Origin of the sequence: Stenotrophomonas sp. B2 (assembly GCF_014947095.1) — a bacterium.
GTDB classification, from domain to species: Bacteria; Pseudomonadota; Gammaproteobacteria; order Xanthomonadales; family Xanthomonadaceae; genus Stenotrophomonas; species Stenotrophomonas maltophilia_P.
The window spans coordinates 426,622-443,689 of sequence record NZ_JADCQA010000001.1; the positions used below are offsets into that span (position 1 = coordinate 426,622).

At 66.1% G+C, this 17,068-nt stretch carries 13 protein-coding genes; 2 read left to right on the forward strand and 11 right to left on the reverse strand.

The window, feature by feature from the left end; genetic code table 11:
• Positions 1–64: 64 nt before the first annotated feature.
• Both IMX13_RS02020 and ffh read right to left on the reverse strand, forming a co-directional pair.
• On the reverse strand, positions 65–499 hold the full coding sequence (locus IMX13_RS02020; protein ID WP_128989447.1) for a hypothetical protein: 435 nt from the start codon (positions 497–499) through the stop codon (positions 65–67).
• Between the two features lie 93 nt (positions 500–592).
• Positions 593–1,969, reverse strand: coding sequence for a signal recognition particle protein (gene ffh / locus IMX13_RS02025; protein WP_053518973.1), 1,377 nt, complete (start codon positions 1,967–1,969; stop codon positions 593–595).
• Positions 1,970–2,091: 122 nt separating this feature from the next.
• Here ffh and ccsA point away from each other — a divergent pair, with 122 nt between their 5' ends.
• Complete coding sequence (ccsA, locus tag IMX13_RS02030) at positions 2,092–2,886, forward strand: cytochrome c biogenesis protein CcsA (RefSeq protein WP_053518974.1); 795 nt, start codon at positions 2,092–2,094, stop codon at positions 2,884–2,886.
• Between the two features lie 78 nt (positions 2,887–2,964).
• Here the strand turns inward: ccsA and IMX13_RS02035 are convergent, their stop codons facing one another.
• The 3 genes from IMX13_RS02035 to radA all read right to left on the reverse strand — a co-directional run bounded on the left by IMX13_RS02035 (position 2,965) and on the right by radA (position 8,751).
• The gene (locus tag IMX13_RS02035; RefSeq protein WP_193395644.1) at positions 2,965–5,271 is read right to left on the reverse strand and encodes a tetratricopeptide repeat protein; all 2,307 of its coding nucleotides are present in this window, start codon (positions 5,269–5,271) and stop codon (positions 2,965–2,967) included.
• 48 nt (positions 5,272–5,319) lie between these two features.
• Positions 5,320–7,176 (reverse strand): ATP-binding protein, encoded by a 1,857-nt coding sequence (locus IMX13_RS02040; protein ID WP_193395645.1) that lies wholly within the window; start codon positions 7,174–7,176, stop codon positions 5,320–5,322.
• Positions 7,177–7,374: 198 nt separating this feature from the next.
• Entirely contained in the window at positions 7,375–8,751 is a 1,377-nt protein-coding gene (radA, locus tag IMX13_RS02045; RefSeq protein ID WP_053518980.1) for a DNA repair protein RadA, read from the reverse strand.
• 149 nt (positions 8,752–8,900) lie between these two features.
• Between radA and IMX13_RS02050 the strand changes: the two genes are divergently transcribed.
• On the forward strand, positions 8,901–10,958 hold the full coding sequence (locus IMX13_RS02050; RefSeq protein ID WP_053518982.1) for a bifunctional diguanylate cyclase/phosphodiesterase: 2,058 nt from the start codon (positions 8,901–8,903) through the stop codon (positions 10,956–10,958).
• Positions 10,959–11,073: 115 nt separating this feature from the next.
• On the opposite strand, the gene cyoD is transcribed toward IMX13_RS02050, so the two are convergent.
• The 6 genes from cyoD to IMX13_RS02080 all read right to left on the reverse strand — a co-directional run.
• Positions 11,074–11,415, reverse strand: a complete 342-nt coding sequence (gene cyoD, locus IMX13_RS02055; RefSeq protein ID WP_053518984.1) for a cytochrome o ubiquinol oxidase subunit IV — start codon at positions 11,413–11,415, stop codon at positions 11,074–11,076.
• Positions 11,415–12,053 carry a cytochrome o ubiquinol oxidase subunit III gene (cyoC, locus tag IMX13_RS02060; RefSeq protein ID WP_065174633.1) on the reverse strand — a complete coding sequence of 213 codons (639 nt, stop codon included), beginning with the start codon at positions 12,051–12,053 and terminating at the stop codon, positions 11,415–11,417. The genes cyoD and cyoC overlap by 1 nt, the downstream gene beginning before the upstream one ends.
• Positions 12,050–14,047, reverse strand: a complete 1,998-nt coding sequence (gene cyoB, locus IMX13_RS02065; RefSeq protein WP_053518988.1) for a cytochrome o ubiquinol oxidase subunit I — start codon at positions 14,045–14,047, stop codon at positions 12,050–12,052. Before cyoB ends, cyoC begins: the two co-directional genes overlap by 4 nt.
• Positions 14,048–14,049: 2 nt before the next feature.
• Positions 14,050–15,090: a ubiquinol oxidase subunit II gene (gene cyoA, locus IMX13_RS02070; protein WP_193395646.1), complete on the reverse strand. Its 1,041-nt coding sequence runs from the start codon at positions 15,088–15,090 to the stop codon at positions 14,050–14,052.
• 373 nt (positions 15,091–15,463) lie between these two features.
• Positions 15,464–16,051, reverse strand: a complete 588-nt coding sequence (locus IMX13_RS02075) for a hypothetical protein (protein WP_181452134.1) — start codon at positions 16,049–16,051, stop codon at positions 15,464–15,466.
• A 415-nt stretch (positions 16,052–16,466) separates the two neighbouring features.
• On the reverse strand, positions 16,467–17,068 hold a 602-nt coding region (locus IMX13_RS02080; protein WP_193395647.1), incomplete at its 5' end, for an autotransporter outer membrane beta-barrel domain-containing protein.

Here is a 17,068-nt window from a genome sequence, read left to right on the forward strand (position 1 = left end):
GGAGAGGTCGCCGCCCAGCATACGCCAGTCGTCACGGTCTGATCCGTAGATCCGACCGTGGAGGTCAGCGCGCCGCCACCGCGTAGCTGCGGACCAGTTGGCTGTCCATTTCCTCGTTGAACTGGAAAGTCACATAGCGTGCGTCGTCGGCGGCGAATTCGACATCAGCCGAGGCACGACCGATCTCGGAGCCCTCAGCGTCCAGTGCCCGCGCAACCAGCTTGCCATTGAAGGCCTTGTCAGCCACCACATACACCGCGGCCTCCTTGGAGCCCATGCCACGGCTCTTGCCCAACGTGATGGTCAGGCCGCGCGCAGCCAGGCCTGGATCGGCCTGCAGCGTCACGTTCATGCGCTTGTCCACGCCTTCACCGAGTCCCGCGACGAAATCCGCCGCCGTACCGCTGATGGCGCTGCCAGCCTTCTGCGAGACGGACGTGTCGTCCTTGCATGCGACCAGCCCCAAGGCCAGCGCGATCACCATGATGGTTCTGTTCATGAACATTCCCTTGTCAGACACGCAGGTAGTCAAGCAATTCGGCAGCGGCCGCGCAAGTGCAGATCCCGACACGCACGCGCCCGCCGGTGAAAATCAACGGAACGGCATGCCGCGGCCACCCATGGCGCCCATCATGCCCTTCATGCTGCGCATCATGCCCTTCATGCCGCCGCCGGCCATCTTGCTCATCATCTTTTCCATCTGCATGTACTGCTTCATGAGCTTGTTGACGTCGGCCGGAGTCACGCCCGAGCCCTTGGCGATGCGCGCGCGGCGCGAGCCGTTGAGCAGGTTCGGGTTGCGCCGTTCCTTCTTGGTCATCGAACTGATGATGGCGATCATGCGGGGCACTTCCTTGCCCTGGCTGACCTGCTGCTTGAGGTGGTCCGGGATGTTGCCCAGGCCCGGCAGCTTGTCCATCAGCCCGCCGATGCCGCCCATGTTCTGCATCTGCTCCAGCTGGTCGCGCATGTCGTTCAGGTCGAACTTCTTGCCCTTGGCGACCTTCTCGGCCAGCTTGGCCGCCTTGTCCTTGTCGACCTGCTGCTCGACCTGCTCGACCAGCGACAGCACATCGCCCATGTCCAGGATGCGGCTGGCGATGCGGTCCGGATGGAACACATCCAGGCCGTCCGGCTTTTCGCTGACACCGACGAACTTGATCGGCTTGCCGGTGATGTAGCGCACGCTCAGCGCGGCACCGCCACGGGCGTCACCATCGGTCTTGGTCAGCACCACGCCGGTCAGCGGCAGCGCATCACCGAAGGCCTTGGCGGTGTTGGCCGCGTCCTGGCCGGTCATGGCATCGACCACGAACAGGGTTTCGGCCGGGTTGACCGCTGCGTGCAGGGCCTTGATCTCGGCCATCATCGCTTCGTCGATGGCCAGGCGGCCGGCGGTATCGACCAGCAGCACGTCGACGAACGACTTGCGCGCATCGTCGATGGCAGCACGGACGATGGCTTCCGGCTTCTGGTCGGCGCTGGACGGGAAGAACAGCACGCCGACCTGTTCGGCCAGGGTCTTCAGCTGCTCGATCGCCGCAGGACGGTAGACGTCGGCCGAGACCACCATCACCTTCTTCTTGCGCTTTTCCTTCAGGTGCTTGGCCAGCTTGCCCACGGTCGTGGTCTTGCCGGCGCCCTGCAGGCCCGCCATCAGGATGATGGCCGGCGCCGGCACGTTGAGGTTCAGGTCGCTGGCTTCAGCGCCCATCACCGCGGTCAGCTCGTCGCGGACGACCTTGATCAGCGCCTGGCCGGGGGTCAGCGACTTCAACACTTCCTGGCCAACGGCGCGCACCTTGATGCGCTCGATCAGCGCCTGTACCACCGGCAGCGCGACATCGGCCTCGAGCAGCGCGATGCGGACCTCGCGGGTGGCCTCGCGGATGTTCTCCTCGGTCAGGCGGCCACGGCCGCGCAGGCGCTCGATGGTGCCGGAAAGGCGCTGGGTCAGGGACTCGAACATGCGGTGCGACCTGTCTGAAAACGGGGGACAATAAGGCACACAGTATAGCCGGTCCGCCCCTGCTCCCGGGCTGCGACACGGCGGCCGTCGCCAGCACCCCGGGGGTATGCGAAACTGCCACGATGACAATCGTTCTCATCGCCGTCCTGCTCTACCTGGCCGCCAGCGTCCTGCTGGTGCGCGCGCTCGGCCGCGATGGTGCCGTAGGTTCGCCCGCCTGGCTGTGGCCGGCGCTGCCAGCCATCGTGCTGCATGGCGGCTATCACGTGATGGTGGCGATGCGCACGAACGGCGGGCCGGACATGCATTTCTTCGCGGCGCTGTCGCTGGTCGGCCTGGGCATGGCCTGGCTGACGTCGCTGGTGGGTGCACGCGGCCGCATGTCCGCGCTGGGCGTGGTGGTGTTTCCGCTCGCGGCACTGTTGCTGCTGGCCTATCACGGCTATGGCCACGAGCCGAGCAAGGTGCTGGGCTGGCGGTTGGCCAGCCATGCCTGGCTGGCCCTGCTGGCCTACGCCACGCTGAGCATCGCGGCATTGCTGGCGATCATGCTGTGGCTGCAGGAACGCGCGCTGCGCCGCCGCGAATTCCGGCCCTGGCTGCGCGCCCTGCCCCCGCTGGCCGATCTGGAAGCGCTGCTGTTCCGGGTCATCGCGGTGGGCTTCGCCCTGCTCACGCTGACCCTGGTCACCGGCGTCCTGTTCGTCGATGACCTGCTTGCACAGAAGCTGGTGCACAAGACCGTACTGAGCGTGCTGTCGTGGATCGTTTTCGGCGTGCTGCTGATCGGCCGCCGCCGCTACGGCTGGCGCGGGGTGAAGGCGGTGCACTGGACATTGACGGCCATGCTGTTGCTGCTGCTGGCCTTCTTCGGCAGCCAGTTCGCGATCGAGCTGGTGTTCGGACACTCCCGTTGATCGGATGACAGGTCCGCCGGGCATCGCCCGGCGGCGCAGAGCAGTAGCGCCGGGCCATGCCCGGCGAGCGAGGCGTGCCTACAGGCCGTACCGCTCGATCACGTCCAGATGCGGCTGGCGATCCTGGTCGCAGGCTTCGGCCAGGCGCAGCCAGCACAGCGGATGTGCCCAGCCGGCGGTGGCCTGCTGCAGGAACCGGTGCAGCGCGAGCGGTGCGTGATCCTGAGGCTGGGCGATGGTGAACAGCAGCCCCGGCAGCGTGCCATCCTCGGCCTCCGGGTCGGTCACGGTGTAGTCGGGGCGGCTGTGGGCCCAGATTTTCCAGCCCTGCGCCTCAACCGCCTCGACCAGGGCATTCCAGGCGTCCTCACCCGGATGGGCGCCGTCGATCAGCCAGCTGCGGGCGAAGCCGCCCCGCTCCAGCACATGCACCTGTGCGTAGGTCGGGATGAAGTGCTCGCGTGCCTCCTCGTCTTCCGGTGCCGGATGCACCAGCGCTGCGTCGAACACCACCCAGTCACCCACCTGCTGGGCGCGGTTGGCCGGCGCGTTCTCGACAATGCGGGCGGTCACCGGGCCACTGCGCCGGGCGTAGTACTCCATCGGCTCGCCCTCTTCCTCGCTGCGGATGATCACCCAGCCCCACGGCTCTTCGACCACACCCTCGGTGCTGGACAGTTCCATGCCGATCGCCGTCGCCGACCGCCGCACGGCGTCCCAGTCATGCGCGGCACTGGCGGCACTCATGTGGTCCCAATGCGCGGCATTGGGCTCCTCCAGCAGTTCGATCAGCTGCGCGTAGCAGGCCTGGGCATCGCTGAAGCGTCCGGTCTCCATGTACATGCGGGCCAGCGTGCCGCGCGCGCCATGCGATCCCGGCGACAGCTCCAGCAATGCCGTTGCCGCCTGCTCCAGCGCCGGCCAGTCGGACACCCGGCGCGCGCGCTGCACCTCGCACCAGTGGGCGAACACCGGCACGCTGTCGCGGAACACATCCGCCAACCGGCGCAGGCCGGCGTCATCGCCCTGTTCGGCCAGCCACCGCATCAGCGTGTAGGCCGCGGCACCATCGTGCTGCGGATGCGCCGCCACGAAGTCCCACAGCAATGTGCGTGCTTCGGCCTGCGCGCCGCAGGCATTGAGCGCCGAAGCCGCCGTGTCGGCCAACGGCTCATCATCGGGACACTGTGCGTGGGCCTGCAGCAACCATTGCGCCTCCTGCTCGGGATCGCGCGCGTGGTTCTGCTCCCCGCGCGCTTCCAGCCACGCCAACAGCTCCATGGCCGGCACCGGCAACGGCGCGACCTCCGGCAGGCTTTCCACGCGTGCAGCCAGGGCGGCCACCAGCGCGGACGCGCCGCGATCCTGGCGCAGCTGCGGAAGATGGGCACGGGCCAGGCCCAGCTGCCGCTGCGCCACCCAGCGCGCGCCCCGTTGCAGCGCCAGCTCCAGGCTGAGCGCAGCCACCTCGATCAACAGCCGGTGCGAACCGACGCGGGCGAAATGCTCGATGATGGTGTTGAAGCGCGTACCCAGGTCCCAGGTATTGCGCGCCGGATCGCGCCGGCACAACGCGGCGGCGGTGTTCGCCCACAGTCGCCAGTAGTTCGGCGTCAGCTCGCTCCACGGCACCATCTGCTGCAGCGCTTCTTCGTCGCGGCCCAGCTGTGCCAGCGCCCAGGCCTTGGACAGGCGGCGCGGCACGGTGCAGTTGGCCGGCTCATACTCGCCCGAAGCGACCACCTCGGCCTCCCGCTTTTCGATCAGCGCCAGCGCTTCCTCAGCGCGGCCCAGGCCCAGAAGGATCTTGATCTGCATCTCCGGGAAGCTGTCGAACACCTCCTTGCCGCAGGCCTCGATCGCGTCGGCCTGTGCCTGCAGGTAATCCAGCGCCTCCTGGCCCCGACCGTCGTCCAGCAGCGCGTCTGCCTTCTCGCAGCTCAGGCACTGGAAGCAGGCCCAGCTCGGATCGATGCGTGCCAGGGTCTCGTCACAGACCTCGACCCGTTCGGGCACCCAGCCGGGGCCGTCGATGTTGCCGTAGCAGGCCGCCAGATCCTGGGTCACGCAGATCGACTGCGGGCACTCCAGGGTGTCCTCGCGATGCGCACGCTCGAACAGCGCGACCGCCTCGCCCAGTGCACTTTCACCTTCGACGCGGTTGCCCACGCGGTTGCGCAGCGCCCAGTGGCCGACGTAGACATCGACCCAGGGATTGTCCAGCGCCTTGCCCAGCGCACGCGCCTCGGGCAACAGCGCATCGACGCGGTCGACCTGCAGCTCGCTGACGTCGTCTGCAAGGCGGTTCAGCAGGTGCGCGTTCTGCGCCTGCCCGGCCTGGCGCAGGTCGCCCTGCAGTTTTTCTACCCAGTTCCAGATGTCCATGAGGGGATTACGTGCTCCTGTTTAGCGAAGGCTGGATGAGAGCGGGCGTCAGCGCAGCATCTGCTGCAGCGCGCCCGCGATGTCGGTGAAGGCTCCATTGAGGTCGGGGCCTGCGGTTGCCGTCGTCCGCGCCAGGGGCCTGCCCTGCGCGGCGACGATGATCTTCAGGGAGCGCAGCAGGCGTGCAGCCGCTTCGGCCTGCGGGTGGCCTTCGCGCTGTGCGCGCAGCAGCGCCTGCACCGCGGTGTTGTCGAGGTTGAGATACAGCCGCGACGGTGCACGCGATTCGATGCGTGCAGTGAACTGGCGGGCCAGCCGCAGCGCGGCCATCGACACACGCTTGTCGTTCTCGTCGTCCTCCAGCCGCTGCTTCAGTTCGGCCTCGCGGTCGGGCACCACCACCACCGGCAGTGCCTCCGGACTGAAGCGCGCCGGCAGCAGCTGCTCACCATCGCCCAACTGCTCACGCAGCCACGCCAGCTGCACCTCATCGAGGCTGTCATCGGTACGGAACAGCGCGCGGTTGCCCTGCTCGGTGCCCAGTTCCACCAGGCGCAGGCCCTTGGCCTGGGCCCAGCGACGCAGGAACGGAACCACCGCATAACGATGGCCATGCGCGACCGGCACCCCCATCGCGCGGAACAGCATCTCTTCGAAACCGCCACCGTTGTCGAGGATCACATGCACGGCGCCGCGTGCCGGCAGCACGCTGGCCGGCAGATCGCCCTGCGAGGTCGGCACGCGCACGTGCTCCACCAGCAGTTCGAACAGGCGGTCATCACACAGCGCCGCGCCCAGCAGCGCTTCGTTGTGGCGGGCCAGCACCCGGCGCCAGGCTTCAGGCTGCTGCCGTGCGACCTCGGCCAGCCCATCGATCAACGCTTCCAGCAGGGCGTGCTGCACGGCGCGGTAATGATCATCGCGCTGCAGATCCTCACGACTGGCGGTGGGCGTCAGCCGCGAGGACTCGATCACGCCACCGATGAAGCCGGCCCAGGGCGGGAGCAGGTCACGTGCATCGTCGTCCAGCAGCATGCCGCGCACGAACACTGACAGATTGCGGTTGTCACTGGTGCCATAGGTGGCGCCGTCCTGCACCCACAACAGGCCCGTGGCGTCGCTGACGCCATCGGCGCGCAGCGGCAGGGTGACGATGGGCTCGAAGTCATGCTCGAAACGCGCGGCGAACTGCAGGGACTGCCGGCGCGCCTGCACCGGGTGCAGCGCGACCTGGCCCTGCACCCGCCACGGCGGCGGCTCCGGATTGATCGCCGAGGTGGCGGCACCGATGAAGATTGGCTCGGACAGCAGCGCGCAGTACCGCCCCAGCACCTCGTGCAGGCGTGCTTCGTTGGCCAGCGGCAGGAAGTCGGGGTGCAGTTCCAGCTCCACTTCGGTTCCGATCTCGCGCGCGGGCACTTCGCTGACCGTGTACTGCTCGGCATTGCTGGACACGTACAGATGGCCGAGTTCCGGCGTCTGGTAGGAGGTGGTGCGAACGCTGACCCGACGCGCCAGCACGAAGGCGGACAGGAAGCCGAGACCGAACATGCCGATCAGGCCATCCTCGTCGGCGCCGCCCTGGCGCAGGCCACGGGTGTAGCCGACACCGACGGTCGCCAGGTAATCGTGGATCTCCTGGCGGGTCAGGCCCGCCCCGGTATCGCTGATGCGCAGCACGCCGGCGGTGGCGTCGACCTGGACGGAGATCCGGGAAGGCACGTCCCTGCCCGGCTGCTCGATGCGACGGCGGATGATCGAGTCATGCGCGTTCTGCACCAGCTCGCGCAGGGCCACCATCGGCGTGGAGTACAGGTGCTTGCCCAGCACCGTCATCAGTCCATTGAGGTCGACGCCCGCACGGCGGATTTCGGCGGCGGGGGCGGTAAGCGCGGGGTCCTGCATGTAATCGTTTACTCCTGGGCGCGGAAAGGCGCCACAGGGCGCCTTCGTCGAGCGGGAAAAACTAGCACAGCGAGGCTGACCGTAGCCGCATCTGACGTCTGCAGGGTCTGGCCCATGCCCGGCGGTCCTTCGCCGGTGAAGCAGACGCGCGTGGGCCGGCTCAACAGGATCGCGGCCGCCGGCGCGCCTCCGATGGAATCACGCTGCGTCGATCGCCTCGGACAGGCGCTCCACGGCGATCACCTCCATGCCCTTGACCGAGCCCCCCTTGGGCGCATTGGCCTTCGGCACGATCGCACGCCTGAAACCATGGGTGGCCGCCTCGCGCAGCCGGTCCTCACCATTGGGCACCGGGCGGATCTCGCCGGACAGGCCCACTTCGCCGAAGGCGATGGTCTTCTCGGCCAACGGCCGGTCCTGCAGCGAAGACAGCACCGCCAGCAGCACCGGGAGGTCGGCGGCCGTCTCCTGCACGCGGATGCCGCCGACGACATTGACGAACACATCCTGGTCGCCCACCAGCACACCGCCGTGCCGGTGCAGCACCGCCAGCAGCATGGCCAGACGGTTCTGCTCCAGGCCTACGGCGACACGGCGCGGGTTCGACAGCGGCGACGCGTCGACCAGCGCCTGTACCTCCACCAGCAGCGGACGGGTTCCCTCACGGGTCACCATCACGCAGCTGCCGGGCTGATGCGTACTGCCACCGGACAGGAAGATGGCCGACGGATTGGAAACCTCCTTCAGGCCCTTGTCGCCCATGGCGAACACGCCCAGCTCGTTGACCGCGCCGAAACGGTTCTTGAACGCACGCAGCAGCCGGAAACGGCTGCCGCTTTCGCCTTCGAAGTACAGCACCGCATCGACCATGTGTTCCAGCACACGCGGGCCGGCGATGCCACCTTCCTTGGTGACGTGGCCGACCAGGAACACGGCGGTGCCGGTTTCCTTGGCGAAACGCACCAGCCGTGCGGCACTCTCGCGCACCTGGCTGACCGACCCCGGTGCGGCGGTCAGGCTTTCCGTCCACAGCGTCTGCACCGAGTCGGCCACGATCAGGCGCGGGCCGGCCTTGGCCGCGTGCTGGAGGATCGACTCGACGCCGGTTTCAGCGAGCGCGTTGACGCCATCCAGGGGCAGTTCCAGCCGATGCGCGCGACCGGCCACCTGGGCCAAAGACTCCTCGCCGGTGACGTAGAGCACCGGCAGCTCGGCCGCCATCCTGGCGACCGCCTGCAGCAGCAGGGTCGACTTGCCGATGCCGGGATCGCCGCCGACCAGCACCACCGCCCCCTCCACCAGGCCACCGCCGAGCACGCGGTCGAACTCGCCGATGCCGGTGCTGACCCGGCGATGCTCGGTCTGCTCCACGTCCTTCAGGGCGGTGATCTTCGGCGGATCGACCTTGCCCGCCCAGCCGGCCCGCCGCGATGCCGGCGCCTTGGCCGCCGCCGCGCTTTCCAGGACGATTTCCGACAGCGAATTCCAGGCATTGCACTCGGTGCACTGGCCCTGCCATTTGCTGTACTCGGCGCCGCATTCATTGCAGACGTAGGCGGTGCGGGCTTTTGCCATCTGGGAATTTCCTGCGGCGGGGACGGGCGTGGCAGGATAGCCGAGCCCGGTCGCAGGTGCTGCGACCGCTCAAGTACCGCCCACCTGCGCCGATAGGGGTCGCGGGCGTGCGCCTTGCGGGCGCCCCTCCCTTTCCCACTGGATTCAACATGACTGGAAGTTACAGTCAGAGCCTGGTCGCCATCTCTCTGCTGGTGGCCATTCTTGCTTCGTACACGGCCCTGGACATGGCCGGGCGTGTCGCCAGCGCGCAGGGACGCGTCGCCCGCTGGTGGCTGGCTGGTGGCGCCGCCGCGATGGGCCTGGGCATCTGGTCGATGCACTTCATCGGCATGCTGGCGTTCGACCTGCCGATCCCGATCGGTTACGACCTGGCCATCACCCTCTACTCCCTGGCCGTGTCGATCGGCGCATCGGCCTATGCGCTGTGGCTGGTCTCCCGCCCCAGCCTGCCGCGACGGCGGCTGCTGGCCGGTGCGGTGCTGATGGGCACCGGCATCGCGGCCATGCATTACCTGGGCATGGCCGCCATGCGCATGCAGCCCGGCATCGACTACCACCCAGGATGGTTCGCGACATCGATCGTGGTCGCGATCGGCGCAGCCGGCGCTGCGCTGTGGATCGCCTTCCGCCTGCGCACCGAGCAGCGCAACACGCTGCGCCTGCGCCTGCTCGCCTCGCTGGTGATGGGGCTGGCCATCGTCGGCATGCATTACACCGGCATGGCGGCCGCACGCTTCGCGGACGGCAGCATCTGCGGTGCCGTGGTCAATGGCGGCATCGATGCCCGCTGGCTGGCGGTACTGGTCATCGTCACCACCGTGGCGACGCTTGGCATCGCGCTGGTGGCCTCCCTGTTCGATCGCCAGATGCGGGTCCGCACCGGGCTGCTGGCCGATTCGCTCGCGCACGCCAACAACCGGCTGATCCAGGCAGCGCTGCACGACCCGCTGACCCAGCTGCCCAACCGCATGCTGCTGCAGGACCGCATCGAACAGGCCATCGAGAAGGCCTGCCGGCACCAGCACGCGGTGGCCGTGATGTTCTGCGATCTTGACGGATTCAAGGCGGTCAACGACGCCTACGGTCATCAACTGGGTGATCGCCTGCTGGTCGCCGTCGCGCAACGCATCGGCGGCCTGCTGCGACCGCAGGACACCTTCGCGCGCCTGGGCGGGGACGAATTCGTGATCGTGCTGGCGATCGACATCCCGGATGACGCCGTGGTCGTCGCAGAGCGCATCATCGCCGCGGCCAGCGAGCCTTTCATTCTCGACGCGGCAGAGCTGCAGGTCAGCGCCAGCCTCGGCATCGCCCTGTACCCGGACGACGCCGGCAACGAACGCGAGCTGATGGCCCACGCCGATGCAGCCATGTACCACACCAAGGACACCGGCCGGAACGGCTACACGTTCTTCACTCCCTCGATGCAGCTCAGTGCAAACCGCCAGCTGCGGCTGCTGCAGGATCTGCGCAAGGCCATCGCCCGGGACGAACTGGTGCTGCACTACCAGCCGAAATTTCCCGCCGCCGATGCCCCCGCCAGCGGTGCCGAAGCGCTGCTGCGCTGGCAGCACCCGGAACTGGGCCTGCTGGCACCGGACGTGTTCATCCCGATCGCCGAGCGCAGCGGGCTGATCCTGCCGATCGGTGACTGGGTGCTGGATCGCGCCTGCGCCCAGCTGCGTGCGTGGCATGATGCCGGCCATCGCGGCTGGACGATGGCGGTCAACCTGTCTCCCCTGCAGTTCGCCTCGCCGACGCTGCTGGCCAGCGTGCGTGCGGCGCTGGAACGACACGCCATCGATCCGCCTCTGCTGACGCTTGAGATCACCGAAACGACTGCGATGAAGAATGTCGACGCGAGCCTGGCGATTCTCAACGATCTCACCGCGATGGGCGTGCACATCGCCATCGACGATTTCGGCACCGGCTATTCCAGCCTGCTCTACCTCAAGCGCATGCCGGCCACCGAGCTGAAGATCGACCGGGCCTTCGTGCACGACCTGGAACGCAATGCCGAAGACGCCGCGATCGTCTCCTCGATCATCGCCCTGGGCCGTACGCTGCAGTTGCAGGTGGTGGCCGAGGGCGTGGAGACCCAGGCCCAGCGCGAGTATCTGAGCGAACTGGGCTGCGACCAGCTGCAGGGCTACCACCTGGGTCGGCCGATGGATGCCGAGGAGTTCCTGCGCAAGGTGGGGTGAGGCCCGGCGTGCGAGGTCGGAGCCCTCGCCTGCGACATGGGATCCGACCCCATCCACCCGACAACAGAAAGGCCGCCCGGGGGCGGCCTTTCTGCGTGGCAACGTCGCGGGGACGTCAGTGCATCATATGCACGTTCATGTTGTGCATGACCCACAGGGTGCCGACCACGATGATGCCGATCACCACGATGGTGAAGGCAGCAGCGTTGACGTTCCAGCGGCTCTCCGAGGAGCGGTCCAGGTGCAGGAAGAACACCAGGTGGACCAGCATCTGCAGCACGGCGGTGATCGCGATCACCACACCGTTGACGGTGCGGGAGAAGTCGCCCGACATCACCATCCAGAACGGGATGACGGTCAGCACCACTGCCAGCACGAAGCCGATCAGGTACGACTTCACGCTGCCGTGGCTTTCGCCACCGGTGCCATGATCGTGTGCGTGGTTGTCATGTGCCATTACAGCGCTCCATTGAGGTAGACGACGGAGAACACGCCGATCCAGATCAGGTCCAGGAAGTGCCAGAACAGGCTCAGGCACGCCATGCGGGTCTTGTTGGTCGGGGTCAGGCCGTACTTCTTCAGCTGCACGAACATCACCAGCAGCCACAACAGGCCGGCGCTGACGTGCAGGCCGTGGGTACCGACCAGGGCGAAGAACGCCGACAGGAAGGCACTGCGGTCCGGACCATAGCCCTGGTGGATCAGGTGCTGGAATTCCCACACTTCCATGCACATGAAGCCGAAGCCCAGCAGCCAGGTGATTGCCAGCCACAGGTACATCTGGCCCACCTGCTTGCGGTGCAGGGCGATCATGCCCAGACCAAAGGTCAGCGAGGAGGTCAGCAGCAGCGCGGTTTCCCAGGCCACGAACGACAGTTCGAACAGGTCCTTCGGACCGGGGCCACCATCGGTGCCGCCGGCCAGCACCACATAGGTGGCGAACAGCGACGCGAAGATGAGGCAGTCGCTCATCAGGTACACCCAGAAACCGAAGACGGTGTTGCCGCCGGTGTCGTGATGCTCGTGGTCGTCATGGCCATGGGCCGCCGCATGCGCGGCGTGCCCGTGGCTCAGGGTCGAGGTATTGGTGCTCATGCCTTCAGCTCCGACTTCACCAGGCCCTGGGCTTCCAGGTGCTTGCGGTGTTCGTTCTCGATGCGTTCCACCTCGGCGGCCGGGACCCAGTAGTCCACGTCCTGGTCGAAGGTGCGGTAGATGAACGTGGCGATCATGCCGACGAAGCCGACGATGGCCAGCCACCAGATGTGCCAGATCATCGCGAAGCCGAACACCAGGCTGAAGGCACCGATGACAACACCCGTGCCGGTATTGCGCGGCATGTGGATGTCGGTGTACTTCGCCGGCTTCGGCCAGGCCTCACCGCGCTGCTTGCGCTCCCAGAAATCGTCCAGCTCGGTGACGTCCGGCAGCGTGGCGAAGTTGTAGAACGCCGGCGGCGAAGAGGTTTCCCACTCCAGCGTACGGGCATCCCACGGATCGCCGGTCAGGTCGACGGTCTTCTTGCGGTCGCGGATCGACACGGCCACCTGGATGATCTGGCACAGGATGCCGGCACCGACGATGAAGGCACCTGCAGCAGCAACCAGCAGCAGCGGCTCATAGGCCGGATTGACCGTGCTCTGCAGGCGACGGGTCATGCCCATGAAGCCCAGCACGTACATCGGCATGAAGGTCACGTAGAAGCCGATGAACCAGCACCAGAACGCGCACTTGCCCCAGAACTCGTTGAGGCGGAAGCCGAACATCTTCGGCCACCAGTAGGTGATGCCCGCGAACATGCCGAACACCACGCCGCCGATGATCACGTTATGGAAGTGCGCGATCAGGAACAGGCTGTTGTGCAGCACGAAATCGATGGCCGGGATGGCCAGCATCACGCCGGTCATGCCGCCGATGGTGAAGGTGACCATGAAGCCGATCGTCCACAGCACCGGCGTGGTGAACTGCACGCGACCGCGGAACATGGTGAACAGCCAGTTGAAGATCTTCACGCCCGTGGGAATGGAGATGATCATCGTCGTGATGCCGAAGAAGGCATTGACGTTGGCACCCGAACCCATGGTGAAGAAGTGGTGCAGCCACACGATGAACGACAGCACGCCGATACAGGCGGTGGCGTAGACCATGCCCTTGTAACCGAACAGGGCCTTGCGCGAATACGTGGCGATCACTTCCGAGAACACGCCGAACGCCGGCAGGACCAGGATGTACACCTCCGGGTGGCCCCAGATCCAGATCAGGTTGATGTACAGCATGGCGTTGCCGCCACCGTCATTGGTGAAGAAGTGCGTACCCAGGTAACGGTCCAGGGTCAGCAGCACCAGGGTGATGGTCAGCACCGGGAAGGCAGCGACGATCAGCACGTTGGTCACCAGGGCAGTCCAGGTGAACACCGGCATCTGCATCAGCTTCATGCTCGGCGTGCGCATCTTGAGGATGGTGATGAAGAAGTTGATACCACTCAGCGTGGTACCCAGACCCGCCACCTGTAGACCCCAGATGTAGTAGTCCATGCCTACGCTTGGACTGTATTCGATCCCCGACAAGGGCGGGAATGCCAGCCAGCCGGTGGCGGCGAACTCACCGATCCACAGCGACAGCATGATCAGTACCGCACCGGCGACGAACAGCCAGAAGCTGAGCGAGTTGACGAACGGGAACGCGACGTCGCGCGCACCGATCTGCAGCGGCACGGCCAGATTCATCAGGCCGGTGATCAACGGCATCGCCACGAAGAAGATCATGATCACGCCGTGGGCGGTGAAGATCTGGTCGTAGTGGTGCGGCGGCAGGTAACCCTCGGAGCCACCGACGGCGATGGCCTGCTGGGTGCGCATCATGATCGCGTCGGAGAAACCGCGCAGCAGCATGACGAAGGCGACGATGAGGTACATCACGCCGATCTTCTTGTGATCCACCGAGGTGAACCACTCCTTCCACAGATAGCCCCACAGCTTGAACTTGGTGATCAGGGCGACGACGCCCAGGCCACCCAGCACCGCACCGACCAGTGTGGTCAGCACGATCGGATCGTGGGGGATCGACTCAAGAGAGAGTTTTCCCAGCATGTTCATTCTCCCGAGCCCGCATGACCGGCGTGGCCGGCGTGCTCGTGTTCAGTGGCATCCAGGTTTTCCCCGGACTCCTTGGACTTGTGCTCTTCGCTCGGGGCGTGGCCTTCGTGCCCTTCATGGCTGGCAGCATCGGCGGCAGCGGCGCCCGCATGGGCGTGCTTCATGCCGTAGTGCTTGTTGTCGCCCATGTGCTTGGCGATGACCCAGTCGAACAGGCCCTCCTCGGACCGGCCGTAGTAGGTCACCGGATACCACTCGGCATTGCGCGCTTCACCCAGGGCCTTGAACGAAGTCTTGTCCAGCGTCTGCTCACCGGCGCGGACCTGGTCCAGCCACTGGCGGTACTCGTCATCGGTGACCGAATAGGCAGTGAAGTGCATCTTGGCGAAGCCCGCACCGCTGTAGTGCGAGGACATGCCCGGGAATTCACCGGTTTCGTTGGCGATCAGGTGGAGCTTGGTCTCCATCGCCGCCATCGAATAGATCATGCTGCCCAGGTGCGGGATGAAGAAGGCATTCATCACCGTGTCGGAGGTGATCTTGAAGTTCAGCGGAGTGTTGACCGGGAACTTGATCTCGTTGACGACCGCGATCTTCTCTTCCGGATAGATGAACAGCCACTTCCAGTCCAGCGAGATCGCCTCGATGGTGACCGGCTTGACGTCCGATTCCAGCGGCTTGTACGGATCCAGCGCGTGCGAGGAGCGCCAGGTCAGCACGGCCAGCACCAGCACGATCATGCAGGGGATCGACCACACCACCACCTCGATCGCCGTCGAGTGCGACCACTTCGGCTCGTAACGGGCCTTGGTGTTGGAAGCGCGGTACTTCCACGCGAAGGTCAGGGTCATGATGATGACCGGGATGACGACCAGCAGCATGAGCACGGTGGCCGTGATCAGCAGGGTCTTCTCATCCTGGCCGATCTGGCCCTTCGGACTGAGGATGGCCACGGCATCGCAGCCGGTGAGCATCACCAGCACTGCGAGCAGCAGGCCCGGGCGCAACCAGCGCCCAAGGGTTTTCAACGGAATCATCGGTCGATCCAATTGCGAGGGAATGCCGTTCCCCGTCCTGCCCGCTCCGGTCAAAGCCGGTCCCACCCGTCCGGAGACAGGCAGGGAGGTGGGGTCGAGTCAGCCTTGCAATTTTAGGCCGTCACCCACCATTTAAGAAAGGCATTGACAATGATCCTCCGCAGGAAAGGCCCCATTCTGGCTGCGACACGTTGTCGCACCGTGCGCGCAATGGGGCGCGGAGCATCGCAGCCGCAGGTGTCGCCACGCCGGAATCCCTCGTTCGGCAAAGTCGAATGAACGTGTTCAGACTGCGGACGGGAGTTGCTTGCCCAGTCGCTGGGCAGGCAGCAGTTGCAGCACCCGGCATGCACGACATTGCGCCGCGTACCGGTTACGTCTCGAAAGTGCGCCACCTGCACATGAGGCGATCACGCGGGTCGTTCAGCGCTTTCAAAGGGGTGATCCTGGTCGCCACTACCCAGAAGTCGGCAAACTCCGGAACCCGCATCACTGACGGGTCCTGCCCGAGCCTGCGCATGGATTCCTGCCCTCTGGCCATGTCAGACCCGGGAGGTGCGTCATGCAGAAACTCCGCGCGGCCATCTATCCGCACCCCACTGCCATTGGCGAGCGCACTCCATTGCTTGGACAGCTCCGGCGAGAGCAGGACCGCCACCTTCGGCATCTCGCGTCCCAACGGTCCCTCCTGCACCTTCTCGTCCGTCCCCACCACGTAGGCGATTGAACTGCTCCTGCGTGCAGGGGTCATATAGGCGGTATATGCAGTCCGATCATACTCACCGTATGCCTTCGCATTGAACGTTACTTCCCTTCCGTCGAAGGAGGGCTGCAGCGACTGCGATGCCAGCTCACGGTAGGAGACACTGCCTTTCGCCTCCGGATACCGCAGCTCATCGGCCTTGGGAGCATCCAGGCATGTCCATGCCCTCACCTCGGCAAGAAAAAGGCTGGTGCCCACTGCCACCACTATCGACCCCAATCCCAGCACGTACCGTCCGAACCTCGACCAGAATGACTTCCGTCCTGTCTGCCCCGATGCATCGTTCATCCTGCCCCCTGTCGACGTCTGAATTTCGCTTGAGTGCCGCGCCCGTGTGTCCACCCGGCGAGGAAATCCTCTGGACAAATGATCCAATCGCCGGCCCTTCGCATCTGGGACAGCGCTTCCAGAAGCTTCACCATAATCCATCGGGAAGCGACATGCGCCCTTGGACACCGGGACCGGCAGCAGTCACAGCAGAGGAAAGCGTCCCGCTGGCTCAGCGGTACGTCGAGGGTGCATCGGATGGTCTCTCTGACCACTTCATCGGTCAGGATTGCAGGGTAGCGCCAGCGGCACCGGCGATGCGGACATCGCTGGTGCGGCCGGCCACTCAGAACCGGTAACCCAGGCCCAACTGCACGCCATTCTGCAGCTGACCGTCGCGGCGCTCGCCCACATAGTCGACCATCACCGACAGCCGCTCGCTGGCCCGGCTGGTCACACCCAGGTTCCAGCTCAGCACCTGCTCGCCCACCGTCTGGCTGTTGCTGCCGAACACCAGATCCGGCGCCGCCGCAAAGCCGGTGCTGTAGCGGGCCTGCGTATCCCCCAGCTCCTTCTGCCACACCACCCGCGCCCGCGGGGTGATGCGCTCGCCGTTGTTGCCCTCGAAGGTCTTGAACAGCTGCAGGCCCGCACCGACCCGGATGCTCTCCAGGCTGCCGCCATGCCCGGCCAGCGCCGCCACGCCCTGCCCTTCGTTGAACCGCGTCGCGGAGGTGCGCGCGTAGTCCGCCACCGGCAGCAGCGGCTGGATCACCACGCCCTTGCCGCTGGTGAAGGAGAACGCATGTTCCACCCGCGCGGAGATCGCATCGTTGCTGTACTTCGCACGCAGCGGATCCTGCAGGCCCTCGATGCCGGCGATGCTGCGCCGGGTGTCGTGGCGCAGGTCGGTGTAGCGCACCGCCGCGGACAGATAACCGCGCGCGT

Excerpts from the sequence above, each read along its gene's own strand:
- IMX13_RS02020 (WP_128989447.1), bottom strand. The coding sequence starts at position 499 with ATGAACAGAACCATCATGGTGATCGCGCTGGCCTTGGGGCTGGTCGCA.
- ffh (WP_053518973.1), bottom strand. The coding sequence starts at position 1,969 with ATGTTCGAGTCCCTGACCCAGCGCCTTTCCGGCACCATCGAGCGCCTG.
- ccsA (WP_053518974.1), top strand. The coding sequence starts at position 2,092 with ATGACAATCGTTCTCATCGCCGTCCTGCTCTACCTGGCCGCCAGCGTC.
- IMX13_RS02035 (WP_193395644.1), bottom strand. The coding sequence starts at position 5,271 with ATGGACATCTGGAACTGGGTAGAAAAACTGCAGGGCGACCTGCGCCAG.
- IMX13_RS02040 (WP_193395645.1), bottom strand. The coding sequence starts at position 7,176 with ATGCAGGACCCCGCGCTTACCGCCCCCGCCGCCGAAATCCGCCGTGCG.
- radA (WP_053518980.1), bottom strand. The coding sequence starts at position 8,751 with ATGGCAAAAGCCCGCACCGCCTACGTCTGCAATGAATGCGGCGCCGAG.
- IMX13_RS02050 (WP_053518982.1), top strand. The coding sequence starts at position 8,901 with ATGACTGGAAGTTACAGTCAGAGCCTGGTCGCCATCTCTCTGCTGGTG.
- cyoD (WP_053518984.1), bottom strand. The coding sequence starts at position 11,415 with ATGGCACATGACAACCACGCACACGATCATGGCACCGGTGGCGAAAGC.
- cyoC (WP_065174633.1), bottom strand. The coding sequence starts at position 12,053 with ATGAGCACCAATACCTCGACCCTGAGCCACGGGCACGCCGCGCATGCG.
- cyoB (WP_053518988.1), bottom strand. The coding sequence starts at position 14,047 with ATGCTGGGAAAACTCTCTCTTGAGTCGATCCCCCACGATCCGATCGTG.
- cyoA (WP_193395646.1), bottom strand. The coding sequence starts at position 15,090 with ATGATTCCGTTGAAAACCCTTGGGCGCTGGTTGCGCCCGGGCCTGCTG.